Source organism: uncultured Marinococcus sp. (assembly GCF_947493875.1).
Classification (GTDB): Bacteria; Bacillota; Bacilli; order Bacillales; family Marinococcaceae; genus Marinococcus.
On record NZ_CANLSU010000001.1, the window covers coordinates 23,434 to 42,759 of the forward strand.

Sequence of the window (19,326 nt, forward strand, 5' to 3'; positions counted from 1 at the left end):
TATGGATGCGGGGAACTGTCCCAGTTTTTATTTACGTACAATCAAAACATCACATTTTGCATGGCGGGCAATAGCTTCAGAAACGCTTCCGATAAACACACGTTCAACAGCATTCAAGCCGGTAGCACCGGTGATGATTAAATCTGCTTCATAGTTTTTGGCAAGCTCACGCGGGATCTTTGTTTTTGGAGAACCGAACTCCAACGAGGAGACGACGTCAGGGACCCCTGCATTTTTTGCTTCTGCCGTGTAGTTCTCGAGCAGTTCGTTGCCATATTCTTCTGCTCGTGCAATAATAGTACGGTCATACCGTTCCATTGTAGCGAATGTTCTTGTATCAATAACATGAGAGATGATTAATTTTGCCTGCTGCTCCTGTGCGATCTCAACAGATTTTTTGAAAGCTGTTCTGGATTCGTCTGAGCCGTCGACGGCAACAATAATAACTTCGTATCTACTCAATGCCATCCTCCCCTTTTGTCGTAGGATTTCTCTTTCCTATAGATGATTTTCCCTATTTTTTTAATTTAAAACGATGGAGTGTAGGTAAAAGGATGTGCCGGAAAAAGAAGTAGAAAATGTTCAAAAAATTTTCATTATTATATGACTAATGGATGATATAAAGGCGGGTGAATAACGATGAGGCATGCGTTAATTACAGCAGGCACCAAAGGCCTTGGCCGAAAAGTTTCTGAAGCTTTAAAAGAAAAAGGATATACATTAACGATTACTTACCGAAAAAAAGACGAAGCATACTATAGGATGAAAAAGCAGTGGGAAGAGGAAAGCAGCCGTGTTCAGTTTGTTCAGGGGGATATGGTGTCAAAGCAGGACGTTGAGCGGATGGTGGAGGAAGCTTACACAGCTTTTGGCCGTCTGGATGTTGTCGTGAATAACGCCGGCCCCTACATATTCGAGAAAAAACAGCTGGCAGATTACTCTGATGAAGAATGGCACCGGATGATCGACGGCAATTTAAGCGCTGCCTTCCACCTGGCTCGAAAGGCAATACCGATTATGCGCCGGCAGCAGTTTGGCCGTTTTGTCACATATGGATTCCAAAATGCTCCAACAGCACCGGGATGGCTTTATCGTTCAGCCTACGCTGCCGCAAAAAGCGGTCTGGTCTCGCTGACAAAATCAATATCGATTGAAGAAGCGCCTCATGGCATTACTGCAAATATGGTATGCCCGGGCGTAGTGACCGGAGATTTTAAGGAAGCGGATATTCATGAAGGCAGAGAGGTAACCGACCATTCCATCCCGGTGGGAAGACCGGCCACAGGCGGGGATATTGCGAGAACTATTTTGTTTTTAACGGATGACGATGCAGATATGATCACTGGTTCTGTGATTGAAGTGACCGGTGGAGTGGATGTGCTTCATAAGCACAGGTAAAAGGAAGGCAGTTTAAGTTTGGCCAGTAAAAGGTATAGTTCCCCGGAAACAGTTTTTGATTGCGGAGGAGGATATACATGAAAGTATCTTATCATGGTCACTCAGTAGTAAAGATTGAAACGAACGGCAAAACGATTTTGATTGATCCATTTATTACAGACAACCCGTTAACTGATTTAAACGCGGAGGAAGTAAAAGCAGATGCCATTCTGCTGACTCACGGTCACTTTGATCACGTTGGCGACACGGTGGATATTGCTAAACGCAACAATGCGCTTGTTGTAGCACCGTTTGAGCTGGCACAGTATCTTGGCTGGCAGGGTGTAGAAACGCACCCGATGCATATTGGTGGCGGATACACGTTTGATTTCGGTCACGTGCAGCTGACGCAGGCATTTCACGGATCGGGCTATTTCCTCGAAGAAGAACAAAAGATTATATACACCGGCATGCCAAGCGGCATCATTTTTGAATCAGAAGGCAAAAAAGTGTATCACATGGGTGATACTGGCTTGTTCTCAGATATCAAGCTTATTGCTGAAAGAAATAAGATCGATCTTTTATTCGTTCCGATCGGTGATAACTTCACAATGGGGCCAAAGGATGCCAAAACGGCAGCGGAATGGGTAAACGCGGATTATACAGTCCCAATCCATTACAACACTATGCCGCCCATTAAGCAGGACCCGCAGCAGTTTGTGGACTCGCTTTCACCGCTCAAAGGAAAAGCGCTGGAAGCAGGCGGATCCATCGAACTGTAACACTTTTAAAAAACCGCTCAGTCTTTAAAACAGACTGAGCGGTTTTTTTTAATGCAATTGCTGGCAGGCAGTTGAAGGGAGGGTTCTTGAACCGTATAATGTAATAGTACAGATAATAAAACAGAAGTAATACAGTTAGAAATTTACGCAGACAGAGCGTTCCCGGTAAATGCGTGAATAAAAAGGAAGGTACTGTGCCTATGGCGACTAAACATGAACAAATATTAAATTACATACTTGCCCTGGATGTAGGAGAAAAAATCTCAGTCCGAGGAATTGCAAAGAATTTAGAGGTAAGTGAAGGTACAGCGTACCGGGCGATCAAGGAAGCGGAAAACCAGGGAATTGTCAGTACAATCGAACGAGTGGGCACGATACGTATTGAAAAAAAGCAAAAAGAAAATTTTGAACGCTTAACGTATGCTGAAGTCGTCAATATTATCGATGGCCAGGTACTCGGGGGCAGAAACGGCCTGCACAAAACCCTGAACCGCTTCGTGATCGGGGCGATGAAACTCGAAGCGATGATGCGCTATGTGGAACCCGGAAATCTTCTTATTGTCGGCAACCGCTACCAGGTGCATAAGCTTGCACTTGAAGCGGGAGCTGCTGTTTTAATCACCGGCGGATTTGACACGAATGAACATGTCATTTCATTGGCGGATGAACTGGGACTTCCGGTCATTACAACGACATACGACACGTTTACGGTAGCCTCAATGATTAACCGGGCGATCTATGACCAGCTGATTAAAAAGGAAATTGTAGTAGTAAACGACATTTTAATTCCACTTCAGGACACCTATTTTATGACAGTGGATAACACTGTGGAAAAATGGCATGAAATGAACCAGAAAACCGGCCACAGCAGATATCCGGTGATCAGTGAGGACATGAAAATCCAGGGAATGGTGGCAGCGAAGGATGTTTTGGGTGCTTCAGTGCAGACACCGATTGAAAAAGTAATGACAAAATCTCCGATTACGGTGAGTGAACGAACGTCTGTAGCTTCGGTAGCCCACACGATGGTGTGGGAAGGAATCGAGCTGCTCCCGGTGATGGACGATGCGAAAAAGCTGCTTGGCGTCATCAGCCGGCAGGATGTATTAAAAGCGCTGCAGATGGTGCAGCGCCAGCCTCACGTCGGGGAAACCATCGAAGATACAGTGACAAGCCGATTCCGGGAGGCTTCTCCAGGATCAGGCTTTATGTTTGAGTGCGATATTACTCCGCAGATGACTAATGCGCTGGGGACGGTAGCAAACGGGGTCATCATGTCGCTTGTCACAGAAACAGGCCGGCGTCTTTTAAGAGAATACAAAAAAGGTGACATGGTTGTAGAAAACGTAACACTTTACTTTATCCGCCCAGTACAGATTGAAAGTAAAATTGAGTTGAACGGAAAAATCCTGGAAGTGGGAAGAAAACACGGAAAAGTGGATGTGGAACTGTACTACGAAGGTGCAATCGTCGGTAAGGCGATGATGATGGTACAGCTGCTCGACCGCTGATCAATGGAGGAAAAATAATGCAGATGTTTCAGGCAATCATACAAACGATAGAACAATACAGTAAAATCATGATTTTCCGGCATGAACGCCCGGACCCGGACGCTCTCGGGTCCCAGGCGGGACTGGCGGCATGGATTAGAAAGCAGTTTCCCGGCAAAGAGGTGGGCACTACAGGTGAAAATGAGCCTTCTCTTTCGTTTTTAACAACCATGGATGAACAGCCGTTTGAAGTGGATGCCGAAACACTGGTTATCGTGTGCGACACTGCCAATATGGCAAGAATTGACGGCGGGGGATGGGACCAGGGAGCGGCGATCATAAAAATCGACCACCATCCGAACGAAGACCCATACGGCGAGCCGATGTGGGTGGATACGAAAAAAAGCTCCACCTGCGAAATGATTACCGAGCTGGTGCTGTATGCCCAGCAGTCTTACGGATGGGCGATCCCGAATGAAACCGCCCGTCTCTGCTATGCTGGTCTTATTGGGGACACCGGGCGTTTCCAGTTCAGTAATACCACGCCGAATACGATGCGTATGGCAGCTGAACTGCTTGCGTTTGATTTTGATCCAGGAGCCATCTATGCCGAAATGTATAAAAATCCTGAGAGTCTGGTGCGTCTGCGCGGGGAAGTGCTTAAAAACTTCACGCTGACCGAAGACGGAGCAGCCTACATGTACTTAACGCAGGACATGCTTAATAAGTACAATGTAACTATCAACGAATCTTCAGCGGTAATTAACTCCTTTGCTGATACAGAAGGTGTCATTGCGTGGGTGTTTTTTGTAGAAGAAGAGCAGGGAACATACCGTGTGCGCTTTCGTTCACGCGGGCCGGTAATCAATCAGCTGGCTGTTAAATACCACGGGGGCGGACATACAATGGCCGCTGGAGCGAAAGCAGAGAACATGAAAGAAGCGGAGGATATCATCCAGGAGCTTGAGACTATCTGCCGAAGCTGGAAGCAGCGGTAAAGAGCTTCGTAATAGGCCAGGCTGAAGGGAGGGGAAGGCGCATGTCACTGCACGCATACTCGGAATACAGCATTTTGCAAAGCACGATCCGGCTCGAAAATCTTGTGCGCAAAGCAAAGGAATACAACTGGCCGGCTGCAGCGGTTACTGATCGGGATACGATGCACGGCGCAGTTGCTTTTTACCGCCTCTGCCGGCAGTATCAGGTGAAAGGTCTCCCGGGGATTGAATTGTGGGTCCAGGGAGACATGAATGAGGACGAAGAATTTCCGGTGGTGGCGCTCCCGCAGAACAATCAGGGATACGCGCAGCTCATGCGGTGGGCCGGGGATAAACAACAGGACAAGCAGGTAACATGGGAACAACTGGCAGGCTCTGCCGGTTGTCTTTTTATCCTCCCGCTTGAAAACAGTGAGCCGGGCACCTTTAAGAACAGCCAGGACGCGTTACATGCATTTTTTGAAAAGTGGAGCAGGCGGTTCAAGCCTGACGCACTATGGCTTGAAGCACCAAAGGCTGGAGAGGAAATAGAATGGAGAAGGGCTGCAGAGCAGTTCGGACTATCGATGGCAGCGTCTCCATTAATCAATATGCAAACAACCGAAGAGGAGCGGGCCTATAAGCTGCTGCATGCAGTAAAGAAAGGCAGCGTCTGGAAGGATACGGTAATAGAGCAGAGGCCTTTCTCACTCGAAATGTGGCAGCAGGCAGCATCTGATTTGTATGAAGCTGAGCATATTGAAAACTGGAAACGGGCAGCTGATAAATGCGACGTAGACATTTCACTCGGGGAAACGCATCTGCCTGTATTTCCAACTCCGCATGAGCAGTCTGCGGGCCTGTATTTAAAAAAGCTCGCGGAAAAAGGGATGCAAAAGCGTTATAATGCTGTCTCAGAACAAATGAGAGAGCGATTGGAGCATGAACTGAACGTTATTACCGAAGCAGGCTTTGCTGATTATTTTTTAATTGTGCAGGATTTTGTGGCGTTTGCTAAAAAACAGGGCATGTATGTAGGGCCGGGCAGAGGATCGGCAGCTGGATCGCTTGTTTCCTATCTTATCGGTATTACAGATGTGGATCCCCTGCAGTACGGCCTTCTTTTTGAGCGTTTTTTAAATCCGGAACGTACGGCGCTTCCGGACATAGATATTGACTTCCCGGATCACCGAAGGGAAGAAGTACTGCACTATTTACGGAATAAATACGGGGAAAACCATGTGGCTCAGATTGTTACATTCAATACATTCGGGGCACGGGCGGCAATAAGGGATGCGGGAAGGGTACTCGAAATTCCCCAGGGACTCATTAACCGCACGGCCGGTATGTTTTCAGGCTCTGATTCCATTGCCGGAAAAACTGCCGGTGACAAACAGCTGCAGCAGTGGCAGCAGAATGAACCAAAAGTTGATTCCCTTCTCCGGGCAGCTTCTTTTTTGGAGGGGCTGCCGCGCCAGACATCTATTCACGCAGCCGGTATCGTGCTAAGCAGCGAACGGCTGGAATCCTATACTCCCTTAATGGAGAGAAACGGCTCGCTGCTGTTAACACAGTATCCAATGGAAGACCTTGAAGCTCTCGGACTTGTGAAAATCGACCTGCTGGGGCTTCGGAATTTAACACTGCTCGAATATATGACTGAGGCGGTTCAAAAAGTAGAGAAGGATTTTCAGTTAAGGTACATTCCGATGGATGATGAAAAAACGTATCAACTGCTGAGCGAGGGGAAAACGAACGGGATATTTCAGCTTGAGTCGGCAGGGATGAAATCTGCTCTGCAGCAGATCTGGCCCGACCGTTTTGAAGATATTGCCGCGGTGAGCGCCCTTTACCGTCCGGGCCCGATGGCTCAGATTCCGCTGTATGCAGAGCGCAAGCATGGAATAAAAGAAATGCCCGAACTTCCTGAACATATTGAAGACATCGCGGGATCTACGTACGGCATTATCGTATACCAGGAGCAGATTATGCAGATTGCGGTGAAAGTGGCAGGATATTCGATGGGAGAAGCAGATTCCTTCCGGAGGGCTATCAGCAAAAAAGATACTGGTGAAATGAAAAAAGAAGAAAAACGGTTTCTTGAAAAAGCCGCAGCTTCGGGCGTGCCGAAAACGGAAGCAGAAACAATATTCAGCTGGATCGGGCAATTTGCCAATTATGGCTTTAATAAAAGCCACGCAGTAGCCTACAGCGTTATTTCCTATCAGCTGGCCTATATTAAAGCCCACTATCCGGCCGTTTTTTTCTCCTCCTTAATGACCACTCACGTACGAAGCGAAGAAAAGTTTCTGGAGTACCAGCGGGAAGCAAAGGAGCTTGGCATTAGACTGCTTCCGCCTTCCATAAATCAAAGCGGCTATGGGTTTCGTATCGAGGAAGGAAATCTCCGTTTTGGCTTGAATATCATTAAACAGGCAGGCAAAAATAATATCCAGATGATTTTAAAAGAAAGACACAGCGGAGGGCGGTTTGAATACTGGCTTGATTTTCTTCACCGCGTGGACACAAGAGCTATTGGCCGGCAGGGATTTGTGTACCTTATTCAGGCTGGCGTGTTTGATGAATTTGGCGTCGAGCGGTCAACGCTGCTCGCTTCGCTTGATCGTTCCCTGCGGATGATCGAAGGAGAGCAGGAATTCCAGGAGTTTGGTACAGAGCTGGCACCGAGAATGCGCTGGATTGAAGCTGAACCCCTTACCCGGGAAGAAAAGCTTGAGATGGAAAAAGAAGCCTCCGGATATTACTTGAGCGGCCACCCGCTGGATGCCTACAATGAACTTTTTGCTTCCTTCCGGTTATGGGACCTTGGACGTTCTCTTCCAACGGATAATCAGCTGCGCTGGGCCGGCGGGTTCGTGAGGACGGTGAAAACCGTGAGAACAAAAAATGGACAGTCCATGTGCTTTCTGACGATGGATGATGGCTCCGGGGAGCTTGAAGTGGTAGTATTTCCGAATGTCTACCGGAGTGTGAAATCACTGCTTACAGAAAAATCGATTCTTCTGGTCCAGGGGCGCACCGATAAACAGGCCCGCAGCAGCAAGATGATTGCAGAAGCGTGTCTATCTCTGCAGGAGCTTGAAAAGCAGTCAGAGAGTACGCTGTTTGTTAAACTGCCGGAAGAAGGCGGAGAGCAGGCGCTGAGCCGGATTAAGCGGGTGCTTCGGCAGTCACCCGGGGCTGTGCCTGTCATCGTCTATGACGAACAGCAAAAGCGTACCATTCAGCTCGAACCCAGTCTGAAAACAAATGCCGGAAATGCATGCATACGCGAACTTGAAAAGGTTGTATCAAAAGAATCTATTATTTTAAAACCAAAGAAAGATGCCGCTGACTGATTATTCTGTTATAATAGGTAACGTTTATAATTAAAATGAATGAAACACTTGATGTGCTTCTAAAAGCACAGGGTTATGATTAAAATATAAAACATGCTGAAGGAGAGTGGCACTATGCCGACAACCCGCGAAGAAGCACTACATATTCATAAACAGAATCAGGGAAAACTGGAAACGGTCTCGAAAGTACCGGTGAGGAATGGAAGAGATTTAAGTCTGGCATATTCTCCAGGAGTGGCCGAGCCGTGCAAAGAAATTTTTGATGATAAGCAAAAAGTATTTGAGTATACAATGAAAGGTAATATGGTAGCGGTCGTCTCCGATGGCTCTGCCGTGCTTGGACTGGGCAATATCGGCCCGGAAGCATCCCTCCCGGTTATGGAAGGGAAAGCGGTTCTCTTTAAATCATTCGCGGGTGTAGATGCTTTTCCGATCTGCCTTGAAACAAATGATGTGGATAAAATCGTCGAGACGGTAAAATTAATGCAGCCGACGTTTGGCGGCGTAAATCTGGAAGATATTGCCGCTCCTAACTGCTTTGTCATTGAAGAACGACTGAAAAAAGAAACAAATATTCCTGTTTTTCATGATGATCAGCACGGAACGGCAATTGTTACCGTAGCCGGATTAATCAATGCCCTGAAGCTCAATAAAAAGCATATGTCTGAAATCCGCGTAGTTATTAACGGGGCAGGCTCAGCCGGAATTGCTATTATTAAACTTCTGCGCCGCTTTGGAGTGAAAGACGTGATTTTATGCGACTCCAAGGGAGCCATTTACGAAGGGCGTCCGGAAGGCATGAACGACATGAAAGCGGAAGTCGCAAAAGTAACGAACAATGAAAATGTTTCCGGTGGATTAAAAGAGGTTGTCCAGAATACGGATGTATTTATTGGTGTTTCTGTGGCGGGAGTATTATCGAAAGAAATGGTAGAGTCCATGAATGATGACCCTATCATCTTTGCAATGGCCAACCCGGATCCTGAAATCACTCCGGACGATGCCAAGGAAGCCGGGGCGAAGGTAATTGGCACGGGCCGTTCCGATTTTCCAAACCAGGTAAACAACGTGCTCGCGTTTCCGGGCATTTTTCGGGGAGCACTCGATGTAAACGCCACTCACATTAATGAGGATATGAAAAAAGCAGCTGTATATGCTATTGCAGAGCTGATCACAGAAGATGAGCTGAACGAAGACTATGTTATTCCAAATCCGTTTGATCCGAGAGTTGCCCCGGAAGTGGCTGCAGCAGTAGCGAAAACAGCGATGGAAACAGGTGTGGCGCGAAAAAATGCTGACCCGGAAAAAATCAAAGAAAAAACTAGAGCTCTTTCTGATATCGAAGAATAGTAAAGACCTATATTTCTAACCATTGAAGATGTCTGGCTTTTCCTATATATTAGAACTTGTATGTGATAAACTATGTGGAAGACTAATACCAGGAGCGATCGCTGATAAAACGGTCGCTCCTGATGTACGTCTGCAAATAAGACAACAGCGCTGCGTTATGTACACCCGCTGAACGGTGAATTACATTCCGGGACGCTGCAGTCTGCTTGCGTTTTTATTATTTGCGGAGCAGCCAAGCATTAAATATGAAGAAGGTGTCTTTATGATGATCAAAGATTTATTCAGCAAAAGGCGGAAATATGCTTCAATGCCGGCTGAACGGGAACAGCCGAAAACAATGAATGAGGGCGTTATGACAAAATGCCCCAAATGCAAAACAATTGTATATACAAAAGAGTTAATGAAACATGCCAATGTCTGCATGCACTGTGGTCATCATATGCCGATGACTCCTTCCGAACGGATTGATTTGATCCTCGATACGGACTCTTTCCGTGAATTGAACCCCCATATGGTCTCGGCAGATCCTCTGGAGTTTCCGGAATACAAAGAAAAACTCGAAAAAGATCAGAAAAAGACTGGTCATAAAGAAGCGGTCGTCACAGGTGAAGGGATGATCGGAGGCACCCCGGTGGTTCTTGGTGTTATGGACCCGGCGTTTCGGATGGGAAGTATGGGCTCAGTAGTCGGGGAAAAAATCACCCGCGCAATCGAACGGGCACTTGATCTCCATGCGCCCTTCATTCTGTTTTCTGCTTCAGGCGGAGCCCGGATGCAGGAGGGAATTTTAAGCCTCATGCAAATGGCCAAAACGAGTGCAGCGCTGAAAAAAATGGATGAAGCAGGGCTTTTGTTTGTATCAGTTATGACTCACCCTACTACCGGTGGCGTTTCTGCAAGCTTTGCCTCTCTCGGGGATTACAATTTTGCCGAACCGGAAGCACTGATCGGCTTTGCCGGACGAAGAATAATTGAACAGACGATACGCCAGGAGCTTCCCGAAGACTTTCAGACAGCGGAATTTTTGCTTAAACACGGCCAGCTCGACAAGGTACTGCATAGGAAGGACATAAAAAATGTTTTGTCCGCGATCGTGCAGATGCATACGTGAAGGGAGTAAGTGACAATGGAAAATCATCTTCCTTTTGAAAAACCAATCATGGAGCTCCGAAACAAAATCGATGAGTTAAAAAGCTTCACAGATGAAAAGGACATTGATTTAAGCGGAGAAATAGAAAAACTGGAACAGCGGCTCGAGCAGCTCGAAGCAGAAGTATATAATAATTTAAAGCCGTGGCAGCGCGTCCAGATCGCGAGGCACCCGGAGCGTCCGACTACGCTGGATTATATTGACAGTTTGTTTGAGCAGTTCATCGAGCTGCACGGTGACCGGCTGTTTGGCGATGACGAAGCAATTGTCGGAGGAATTGCCTTTTTTGAAGGAAGCCCGGTAACTGTTATCGGACATCAGCGCGGACGGGACACAAAGGAAAATGTACGCCGGAATTTCGGCATGCCGCATCCGGAAGGGTACCGCAAGGCGCTTCGTCTTATGAAGCAGGCGGAAAAGTTCAACCGTCCGGTCATCTGCTTTGTTGATACGAAGGGTGCTTATCCCGGAAAAGCAGCAGAAGAGCGCGGCCAGAGTGAAGCTATCGCCCGTAACCTGATGGAAATGGCCGGACTGAAAGTGCCGGTGATTAGTGTTGTTATTGGAGAAGGCGGCAGCGGAGGCGGCCTTGCGCTTGGAGTAGCGAATCATGTACATATGTTCGAAAATTCATGGTATTCGACGATTTCTCCAGAGGGGGCTTCCTCTATCCTCTGGAAGGATGCTTCGTATGCAAGGGAAGCTGCCGAGGCTATGCGAATCACAGCCGGAGACCTGAAGGAATTTGGAGTGATTGATGAGATTGTGAGAGAACCCCGGGGAGGGGCCCATCATGATCCGAAAGAACAGATGGCTATTCTGAGAAAGACGCTTCAGCAGTCATTGAAGGATCTGCTTGTATTAACGCCGAATGAATTAATAGAATCAAGATATGAAAAATTTAAGCAGATGGGCACGTTTGAAGAAAGTGATTTTTAGGAAAGCGCCGGATGGCGCTTTTTTTATGAAATTGAGCAGAGTCCTGCTGGGCATGTGATATTGGAAAAGACGTGCTGGAAGCTGTCATAGAGGCTTCGTGTGGTGTGGATTTTTGTTTAAAGCGGCTTTTAAAAACACAATTACTTTTGTGTCATCGGGCCCATAACGGGTATAATGATAAACAGGAATGCAAAGGGAAGGGGTTATGGAATGAAACGGATTGGAGTATTAACGAGTGGAGGAGATTCTCCGGGAATGAATGCGGCCATACGTGCTGTCGTTCGGAAGGCGATTTATCACGATCTTGAAGTTTATGGGATTCAGTACGGTTACGCCGGGCTGATCGAAGGCGATATTGAAAAAATGGAGCTTGGCGACGTGGGCGATATTATCCACCGAGGTGGAACGAAGCTGTATACTGCCCGCTGCGAAGAATTCCGTACACCCGAAGGACGCCAAAAGGCAGTGGATCAGCTGAACGCAAGAGGTATTGAAGCATTGGTCGTTATAGGAGGCGACGGCTCTTTCCGCGGCGCTGAAAAATTGACAGAGCTGGGCTATCCGACAATTGGTGTGCCGGGTACAATTGACAATGACATCCCAGGGACGGATTACACAATCGGCTTTGATACAGCACTGAACACAGTCATCGACGCTATTGATAAAATCCGTGATACCGCGACTTCACATGAGCGTACATACGTGATTGAAGTAATGGGAAGGAATGCCGGTGATCTTGCTCTCTGGTCCGGGCTCGCCGACGGCGCAGAAACGATTCTTATTCCGGAGGAAGAGTATGACATGGACCAGGTAGTAAGCCGTCTCCGCCGCGGTCATGCGAGAGGTAAAAAACACAGTATCATTATTATTGCTGAGGGCGTGGGAAGCGGAACAGAATTCGGCCAAAAAATTCAGGAGACAACGAACCTTGAAACAAGGGTGACTGTGCTTGGCCATATTCAGCGCGGAGGCTCACCGACCGGCTTTGACCGTGTGCTCGCAAGCCGTCTCGGAGCAAGAGCCGTGGAGCTTCTTCTAAACGGTAAAGAAGGACGGATGGTCGGCATTGAAAAAAATGAAATTGTTGATAAATCCATTCCCGAAGTGCTTAAGCAAAAGCATCAGGTAGACTCGGGCATGTATAAATTGTCTCAGGAACTGTCAATTTAATTCCGGGTTCAAGGCAGTGTCACGAATGAAAAGTTTCTGTGGTACAATAAACTAGGATTTTAGAGAGAGAATAGGAGGAAGATCATGCGAAAAACAAAAATTGTATGTACGATAGGACCGGCAAGCGAAGCGCCGGAAACGCTGGAAAAATTAATTAAAAATGGCATGAACGTAGCGAGACTCAACTTTTCCCACGGGGACTTTGATGAACATCAGGCCCGGATTGACAGCATACGCGAAGTTTCCGCCCGCCTGAAAAAAAATGTCGCTATTCTGCTGGATACAAAGGGGCCGGAAGTACGGACTCATACGATGGAAGGCGGCGCCATTCAGCTTGAAAAAGGGCAGTCACTCATCATCAGCACAGAAGAAGTTGTAGGGACGACGGAAAAAATCTCTGTCACCCACGGCGGCCTGACGGAGGATATGGAAGTCGGCAAAAAAATCCTTCTTGATGACGGGCTGATTGAGCTTGAAGTAACCGGTATCGAGGAGAAGGAAGTTCATACGAAAGTGCTCAATAGCGGCGAACTGAAAAACAAAAAGGGCGTTAACCTTCCGAACGTGAAGGTCAATCTGCCGGGTATAACAGAAAAAGATGCAGATGACATTGAATTTGGAATCAGAAACAACGTCGATTTTATTGCTGCTTCATTTGTACGCCGGGCCTCCGATGTTTTGGAAATCCGCGAGCTTCTGGAAAAGCACGGAGCAGAAGACACATTCATCGTGCCGAAAATTGAAAACCAGGAAGGCATCGACAATGTCGAGGAAATTCTTGAAGTGTCCGACGGACTGATGGTGGCGCGCGGAGATATGGGCGTTGAAATCCCGCCAGAAGAAGTGCCGCTCGTGCAAAAGCGCCTGATTAAACGCTGCAATTTCCTGGCCAAGCCGGTCATTACAGCTACGCAGATGCTCGATTCCATGCAGCACAATCCACGTCCAACCCGCGCTGAAGCAAGTGACGTGGCGAATGCCATTTTTGATGGTACAGATGCCATCATGCTTTCCGGGGAAACAGCAGCCGGGGACTATCCGGTGGAATCCGTGGAAACAATGAGCAACATCGCGCTGAGAGCAGAGTCATCCCTGCAGTACCGCAATACGCTTGATGAAAAAACAAAAGAAAGCAAGCCTTCAATTACCAACTCCATTGGGCAGTCCGTTGCCTATACGGCCCATTCATTGAATGCTTCGGCGATTTTGACTGCCACTGAAAGCGGGTATACTGCACGCATTGTTTCAAAATACCGTCCTGAGTCACCGATCATTGCGGTTACAAGTAATGAACGTGTCTATCGTCGTCTCGCTTTGATCTGGGGCGTTGAGGGACTGCTTGGAACAAAATCCAGCACTACCGATGAAATGCTTGATGTCACCGTAAGCAAAGCTCTTTCAGAAGAGCTCGTCAGCCGCGGGGATCTTGTGGTTATCTCTGCCGGAGTCCCTGTAGGTGAAACAGGAACGACTAACCTGATGAAGGTCCATGTGATCGGTGAAACGGTTGCCAAAGGACAGGGCATTGGCCGTTATACTGCAGCAGGAAGAGTAGTCGTTGCCGGCAGCGCAGAAGAAGCAAATGCCAAAATGACCGAGGGGGCAGTGCTTGTCACTCAGGCGACGGATAAAGATATGATGCCGGCTGTGGAAAAAGCGCTGGCTGTGGTCACAGAAGAAGGCGGCTTAACCTCCCATGCGGCTGTTGTAGGGCTGAACCTGGGTATCCCTGTAGTAGTAGGTGTGGAAGAAGCCAGGAGCTTGTTTGAAGACGGAGAGGAAATTACAGTCGACGCTTCAAGAGGTGACATTTACCGCGGGCATGCAAGTGTACTGTAAGGAATTTATAACCTGCAGTACTGAAACGGTGCAGAGATCTGGATAAAATTTTAAATGAAAGGGGGCGGGCAGATGGCTAAATGGTTTTTATTACTGCTGATTATTGTACCGGCCGCAGAAGTAGGTGTATTAATATTATCCGGCAACACGATTGGCATATGGCCGACAATTGCACTCATTATTGCAACAGGCCTGCTTGGGGCCTGGCTGGCGAAGCGGGAAGGCCTGCAGGTGTTCCGTACGCTTCAGCTGCAGACACAGCGGGGAGAAATGCCTGGAGATATTGTGCTCGATGGTGTATGTATTCTCGTCGGTGGTACGCTGCTGCTCACCCCGGGCTTTATCACAGACGCTCTCGGTTTCAGCCTGTTAATCCCGTGGTCGAGAAAAGGAATGAAAGCAGTACTGAAGAAATGGTTTAAAAAAATGGTGGATAACGGGAATATAAGAGTGATGGGGCGCAGGTGGTAACCCTGCCACCCCCCTCTGCCCGATTGAAACTTCTGAAAACTTTCCGGGCGCACATGACATGAAATTGTCAAATGTGGTAGGATTATTAGGAGCGTTTAATTTGGAAGGATGACCATGCATTGTTATCGCAAGCCTCAGTTTTTTTACTTATACTGCTTGCGGTGGGGATTTTCGCAAAAAACCAGTCATTAATCATAGCTGTCGCTGCTTTAATCGTTATTAAATGGACAGGGCTGGGCGATAAAATATTTCCGTTTATGCAGGCAAAAGGCATTGAAATTGCTGTTACTATTTTGACATTTGCGGTTCTGGTCCCTATTGCTACCGGGGATATTGGCTTTCGCCAGCTGGGCGAAGCAGTTCGTTCTTATTATGCATGGATTGCGCTTGCCTCAGGTATACTGGTGGCACTTATTGCCAAGGGCGGTGTGGAGCTGCTTCAAACAGATCCGCATATTACTACCGCGCTTGTGCTTGGAACCATTTTAGCAGTAGCTCTGTTTAACGGCATAGCCGTCGGGCCTCTTATTGGGGCCGGCATCGCTTATATTGCGATGAGAGCCGTAGAGTGGTTTTCCTCTCTCGGCGGGTAGTCGGCTGGATAACAGCCGGAGGTATCTCCGGCTGCTTAAACAGGGAACAAGTCATTATTGTGTACACAATTGAATGCGCTATACCTCCAAAAAGTGGCATTACAATGGGTTTTTATGTCAAAAACAGACTAACCGTTCTGTTTTCGAAGCGTATGTTTTATTAAAAGGAAATTGTAAGCATTTTCTTCAATATGTACGCTATACTTTTTGAATTAAAGGAGAGATTGTGTAATGAGTTCAACTCGTGGTTTAGAAGGCGTTGTAGCTACTACTTCCAGTGTCAGCTCCATTGTTGATGATGTGTTAAAGTACCAGGGATATCATATTGATGACCTGACAGAACATGCATCGTTTGAAGAAGTTATTTATCTGCTTTGGTACGGGGAGCTTCCAACTAAAGAAGAATATAACAACTTCCGTCAGTCGCTCATGGATAATATGAGCGTGCCGGACGAGGTCTTTGATTATATGAAAAACTATCCTGTCGATAAAGTACGGCCTATGGCGGCTCTTCGGACTGCAATTTCCCAGTTGAGCCTATACGACAGTGAAGCTGATGACATGAGCGAAGAAGCAAACCAGCATAAAGCTGTGCGTCTGCAGGCACAAATTTTATCTCTCGTCACAGGTTTTGCAAGAATTCGAAAAGGAAAAGATCCAATCAAGCCTGATCCTGCACTAAGCTTTTCTGCGAACTTTTTGTACATGCTAAACGGAGAAGAGCCGGATGAAACGTCCATCAAAGCATTCAATAAAGCAATGATCCTGCACGCCGATCATGAGCTGAATGCCTCTACGTTTACTGCACGTGTCTGTGTAGCCACTCTTTCAGATATGTACTCCGGAGTAACAGCTGCCATCGGAGCACTAAAAGGGCCTCTGCACGGCGGTGCCAACGAGCGCGTGATGCAAATGCTTATGGATATCGGCACGCCGGAAAATGTAGACAGTCATGTGCAGAAGCTTCTTGACGATAAAGAAAAGATTATGGGATTCGGCCACCGGGTATATAAAACCGGAGATCCGCGTGCCAAGCACCTGCGCGAAATGTCCCGCCAGCTGACAGAGGTGACCGGGGAATCAAAATGGTATGACATGTCAATGAAAGTCGAAGAAAAAATTGAAAACGAAAAAGGGCTCCTGCCGAACGTTGACTTCTTTTCAGCGTCTGTATACCACAGTCTCGGCATCGACCACGATTTGTTTACACCAATTTTTGCCGTCAGCCGCACATCCGGATGGATCGCCCATATTCTTGAACAATATGAAAACAATCGTTTAATCCGTCCGCGTGCAGAATACGTCGGTCCGGAAAATAAAACGTACGTTTCTCTTGAAGAACGGTAGGCTGGAATGTAAATAGCGGAAAGCGGTCCCTCGTTTTCCGGTCCCTGCTTAGCCAGCGTCCCGGGCATGATTTTATGCCCGGGTAAAAAAAGAAAGCTTGACCACATTAAAGGAGGATTTATTCATGTCTAATGGAGAAAAAATTCAAACTAATAATGGTAACTTAACGGTGCCAAACGAACCAATTATTCCTTATATCGAAGGGGACGGCATCGGCCCGGACATCTGGGCTGCAGCAGAGAAAGTACTGGATGCAGCTGTAGAAAAAGCTTATAACGGTGAAAAGAAAATTCACTGGAAGGAAATTCTTGTAGGTCAGAAAGCTTATGACAAAACAGGCGAGTGGCTCCCGGAAGAATCCCTGGATGCTATCCGTGAATACTTAATCGCTATTAAAGGCCCGCTCACGACTCCTATCGGCGGAGGCATTCGTTCCCTGAACGTAGCATTGCGCCAAAAGCTTGATCTGTTTACGTGCCTGCGCCCGGTACAGCACTTTACAGGCGTACCTTCCCCGGTAAAGCGTCCGGAGGATGTTAACATGGTGATTTTCCGTGAGAACACTGAGGATATTTATGCCGGTATTGAATTCCAGGAAGGCACAGATGAAGTGAAAAAAGTAATCGACTTCCTGCAAAATGAAATGGGCTCCGAAAACATCCGTTTCCCTGAAACATCCGGAATCGGCGTGAAGCCTGTTTCCAGAGAGGGAACTGAGCGTCTCGTACGTGCATCTATTCAATACGCACTCGATGAAGGCCGTGAAAGTGTAACTCTCGTGCACAAGGGCAATATTATGAAGTTCACTGAAGGCTCCTTCAAAAACTGGGGTTACGACCTTGCAGAGCGCGAATTTGGTGATAAAGTCTTCACATGGCGCGAATACGATGAAATCGTAGAAAAAGAAGGCAAGGAAGCAGGAAACGCTGCTCAGGATAAAGCGGTAAGCGAAGGCAAAATCATCGTAAAAGATGCTATTGCTGACATCTTCCTGCAGCAGATCCTGACTCGTCCGAAGGAATTCGATGTGGTTGCCACTATGAACTTGAACGGAGACTATGTATCCGACGCACTGGCTGCCCAGGTTGGAGGCATTGGTATCGCGCCGGGTGCCAATATCAACTACGAGACCGGACACGCCATCTTTGAAGCGACTCACGGCACTGCACCAAAATATGCCGGTCTGGACAAAGTGAATCCTTCTTCTGTCATTCTTTCCGGAGAACTGCTGCTTCGTCACCTTGGCTGGAATGAAGCTGCCGAGCTTGTTCTTCAATCCATGGACAAAACCATCGGAAGCAAAGTCGTTACCTATGACTTCGCCCGTCTGATGGACGGAGCAAAAGAAGTGAAGTGCTCTGAGTTCGGTGACGCCCTAATCAGCAATATGTAATCCAATCAATTGATAGGAGATGAGCATGCATGGCTATTACGCGCAGAAAAGTATCAGTTATAGGAGGCGGCTTTACAGGTGCTACTACGGCTCTTATGGTTGCCCAGAAGGAGCTCGGGGATGTAGTGCTTGTGGATGTCCCGGACAATGAAGGGCCAACAAAAGGGAAAGCACTCGATATGCTCGAGTCGACTCCGGTAAACGGATCGGATGTTAATGTGACCGGCACCTCGGATTACGCCGATACAGCCGGATCGGACATTGTCGTAATTACAGCAGGTATTGCAAGAAAGCCGGGAATGAGCCGGGACGATCTTATTAATACAAACGCAAAAATCATGAAATCTGTCACGAAAGAAATTGTGAAACATTCTCCGGAATGCATTATTGTCGTGCTCACGAATCCGGCAGATGCAATGACATATGCGGTGTATAAAGAATCCGGCTTCCCTAAAAACCGTGTTATCGGACAGTCCGGGGTGCTCGATACGGCACGTTTCCGCACATTTGTCGCCCAGGAGACCGGCATTTCTGTGGAAGATATCCAGGGATTCGTTCTTGGAGGCCACGGAGATGACATGGTACCGCTGATCCGTTATTCGAACGCTGGCGGAGTGCCGCTGACTAAGCTCATATCCCAGGAACGTATTGACGCCATTATTGAACGCACACGCAAGGGTGGAGGAGAAATTGTACAGCTTCTTGGTAATGGAAGTGCCTACTATGCACCAGCCGCCGCTCTTACGGAAATGGTCGAAGCGATTCTTAAGGATAAAAAGCGCGTGCTCCCATCTATTGCTTATCTTGAAGGCGAATATGGATATAATGATCTTTACCTCGGAGTACCGACCATTCTTGGCGGTAACGGGCTGGAAAAAATTATCGAGCTCGAGCTGACAGATGAAGAACAAAATCAATTGAATACTTCTGCTGATTCTGTTCGTGATGTCATGAAGGCTTTACCGAACGATTAAAGAAATACTGTGGGCTGCCTGTATGATACAGGCAGCTTTTTTTATACTGGCAGGAGAGAAGCGATAAACATTGAGCTGCCCTGCCCGCTTATAGTATGATGAACGTGACAGATGC

The 19,326-nt window shown here is 47.4% G+C and carries 16 protein-coding genes; 15 read left to right on the forward strand and 1 reads right to left on the reverse strand.

The genetic code is table 11. From position 1 onward, the window contains the following. Window positions 1–27 precede the first annotated feature (27 nt). The gene (locus tag Q0757_RS00090) at window positions 28–468 is read right to left on the reverse strand and encodes a universal stress protein (RefSeq protein WP_091614868.1); all 441 of its coding nucleotides are present in this window, start codon (window positions 466–468) and stop codon (window positions 28–30) included. 171 nt (window positions 469–639) lie between these two features. On the opposite strand from Q0757_RS00090, the gene Q0757_RS00095 reads away from it, so the two are divergent. The 15 genes from Q0757_RS00095 (at window position 640) to mdh (ending at window position 19,211) form a co-directional block, all read left to right on the forward strand. Continuing rightward, window positions 640–1,398 carry an SDR family oxidoreductase gene (locus Q0757_RS00095; RefSeq protein WP_298783450.1) on the forward strand — a complete coding sequence of 253 codons (759 nt, stop codon included), beginning with the start codon at window positions 640–642 and terminating at the stop codon, window positions 1,396–1,398. Window positions 1,399–1,475: 77 nt separating this feature from the next. Then, the gene (locus Q0757_RS00100) at window positions 1,476–2,159 is read left to right on the forward strand and encodes a metal-dependent hydrolase (protein ID WP_298783451.1); all 684 of its coding nucleotides are present in this window, start codon (window positions 1,476–1,478) and stop codon (window positions 2,157–2,159) included. 200 nt (window positions 2,160–2,359) lie between these two features. After that, window positions 2,360–3,670: a CBS domain-containing protein gene (locus Q0757_RS00105; protein ID WP_298783453.1), complete on the forward strand. Its 1,311-nt coding sequence runs from the start codon at window positions 2,360–2,362 to the stop codon at window positions 3,668–3,670. A 17-nt stretch (window positions 3,671–3,687) separates the two neighbouring features. Then, window positions 3,688–4,647: a bifunctional oligoribonuclease/PAP phosphatase NrnA gene (locus Q0757_RS00110; protein ID WP_298783455.1), complete on the forward strand. Its 960-nt coding sequence runs from the start codon at window positions 3,688–3,690 to the stop codon at window positions 4,645–4,647. Between the two features lie 41 nt (window positions 4,648–4,688). Then, window positions 4,689–7,985 carry a DNA polymerase III subunit alpha gene (locus Q0757_RS00115; protein ID WP_298783457.1) on the forward strand — a complete coding sequence of 1,099 codons (3,297 nt, stop codon included), beginning with the start codon at window positions 4,689–4,691 and terminating at the stop codon, window positions 7,983–7,985. A gap of 114 nt (window positions 7,986–8,099) precedes the next feature. Beyond that, entirely contained in the window at window positions 8,100–9,335 is a 1,236-nt protein-coding gene (locus Q0757_RS00120; RefSeq protein WP_022793097.1) for an NADP-dependent malic enzyme, read from the forward strand. A gap of 265 nt (window positions 9,336–9,600) precedes the next feature. Further along, entirely contained in the window at window positions 9,601–10,446 is an 846-nt protein-coding gene (gene accD / locus Q0757_RS00125; RefSeq protein ID WP_298784472.1) for an acetyl-CoA carboxylase, carboxyltransferase subunit beta, read from the forward strand. Between the two features lie 15 nt (window positions 10,447–10,461). Further along, window positions 10,462–11,424: an acetyl-CoA carboxylase carboxyltransferase subunit alpha gene (locus Q0757_RS00130; protein WP_091614852.1), complete on the forward strand. Its 963-nt coding sequence runs from the start codon at window positions 10,462–10,464 to the stop codon at window positions 11,422–11,424. Between the two features lie 210 nt (window positions 11,425–11,634). Beyond that, on the forward strand, window positions 11,635–12,594 hold the full coding sequence (pfkA, locus tag Q0757_RS00135; protein WP_298783463.1) for a 6-phosphofructokinase: 960 nt from the start codon (window positions 11,635–11,637) through the stop codon (window positions 12,592–12,594). An 84-nt stretch (window positions 12,595–12,678) separates the two neighbouring features. Continuing rightward, on the forward strand, window positions 12,679–14,433 hold the full coding sequence (gene pyk, locus Q0757_RS00140; RefSeq protein ID WP_298783465.1) for a pyruvate kinase: 1,755 nt from the start codon (window positions 12,679–12,681) through the stop codon (window positions 14,431–14,433). A gap of 72 nt (window positions 14,434–14,505) precedes the next feature. Beyond that, window positions 14,506–14,904 (forward strand): FxsA family protein, encoded by a 399-nt coding sequence (locus Q0757_RS00145; protein ID WP_298783467.1) that lies wholly within the window; start codon window positions 14,506–14,508, stop codon window positions 14,902–14,904. A gap of 119 nt (window positions 14,905–15,023) precedes the next feature. Continuing rightward, window positions 15,024–15,497, forward strand: coding sequence for a DUF441 domain-containing protein (locus tag Q0757_RS00150; protein WP_022793103.1), 474 nt, complete (start codon window positions 15,024–15,026; stop codon window positions 15,495–15,497). 231 nt (window positions 15,498–15,728) lie between these two features. Further along, window positions 15,729–16,844, forward strand: a complete 1,116-nt coding sequence (gene citZ / locus Q0757_RS00155; RefSeq protein WP_298783469.1) for a citrate synthase — start codon at window positions 15,729–15,731, stop codon at window positions 16,842–16,844. A 124-nt stretch (window positions 16,845–16,968) separates the two neighbouring features. After that, a complete protein-coding gene (gene icd / locus Q0757_RS00160) occupies window positions 16,969–18,237 on the forward strand; it encodes an NADP-dependent isocitrate dehydrogenase (protein ID WP_022793105.1) in 1,269 nt (422 codons plus the stop codon). A gap of 29 nt (window positions 18,238–18,266) precedes the next feature. Beyond that, window positions 18,267–19,211 carry a malate dehydrogenase gene (gene mdh, locus Q0757_RS00165; protein ID WP_091614836.1) on the forward strand — a complete coding sequence of 315 codons (945 nt, stop codon included), beginning with the start codon at window positions 18,267–18,269 and terminating at the stop codon, window positions 19,209–19,211. Window positions 19,212–19,326 lie beyond the last annotated feature (115 nt).

Coding starts and splice junctions, on each gene's coding strand:
- Q0757_RS00145 (WP_298783467.1), top strand. CDS start 14,506: ATGGCTAAATGGTTTTTATTACTGCTGATTATTGTACCGGCCGCAGAA.
- Q0757_RS00115 (WP_298783457.1), top strand. CDS start 4,689: ATGTCACTGCACGCATACTCGGAATACAGCATTTTGCAAAGCACGATC.
- Q0757_RS00120 (WP_022793097.1), top strand. CDS start 8,100: ATGCCGACAACCCGCGAAGAAGCACTACATATTCATAAACAGAATCAG.
- pfkA (WP_298783463.1), top strand. CDS start 11,635: ATGAAACGGATTGGAGTATTAACGAGTGGAGGAGATTCTCCGGGAATG.
- Q0757_RS00110 (WP_298783455.1), top strand. CDS start 3,688: ATGCAGATGTTTCAGGCAATCATACAAACGATAGAACAATACAGTAAA.
- Q0757_RS00105 (WP_298783453.1), top strand. CDS start 2,360: ATGGCGACTAAACATGAACAAATATTAAATTACATACTTGCCCTGGAT.
- Q0757_RS00095 (WP_298783450.1), top strand. CDS start 640: ATGAGGCATGCGTTAATTACAGCAGGCACCAAAGGCCTTGGCCGAAAA.
- accD (WP_298784472.1), top strand. CDS start 9,601: ATGATCAAAGATTTATTCAGCAAAAGGCGGAAATATGCTTCAATGCCG.
- pyk (WP_298783465.1), top strand. CDS start 12,679: ATGCGAAAAACAAAAATTGTATGTACGATAGGACCGGCAAGCGAAGCG.
- Q0757_RS00100 (WP_298783451.1), top strand. CDS start 1,476: ATGAAAGTATCTTATCATGGTCACTCAGTAGTAAAGATTGAAACGAAC.
- mdh (WP_091614836.1), top strand. CDS start 18,267: ATGGCTATTACGCGCAGAAAAGTATCAGTTATAGGAGGCGGCTTTACA.
- citZ (WP_298783469.1), top strand. CDS start 15,729: ATGAGTTCAACTCGTGGTTTAGAAGGCGTTGTAGCTACTACTTCCAGT.
- icd (WP_022793105.1), top strand. CDS start 16,969: ATGTCTAATGGAGAAAAAATTCAAACTAATAATGGTAACTTAACGGTG.
- Q0757_RS00090 (WP_091614868.1), bottom strand. CDS start 468: ATGGCATTGAGTAGATACGAAGTTATTATTGTTGCCGTCGACGGCTCA.
- Q0757_RS00130 (WP_091614852.1), top strand. CDS start 10,462: ATGGAAAATCATCTTCCTTTTGAAAAACCAATCATGGAGCTCCGAAAC.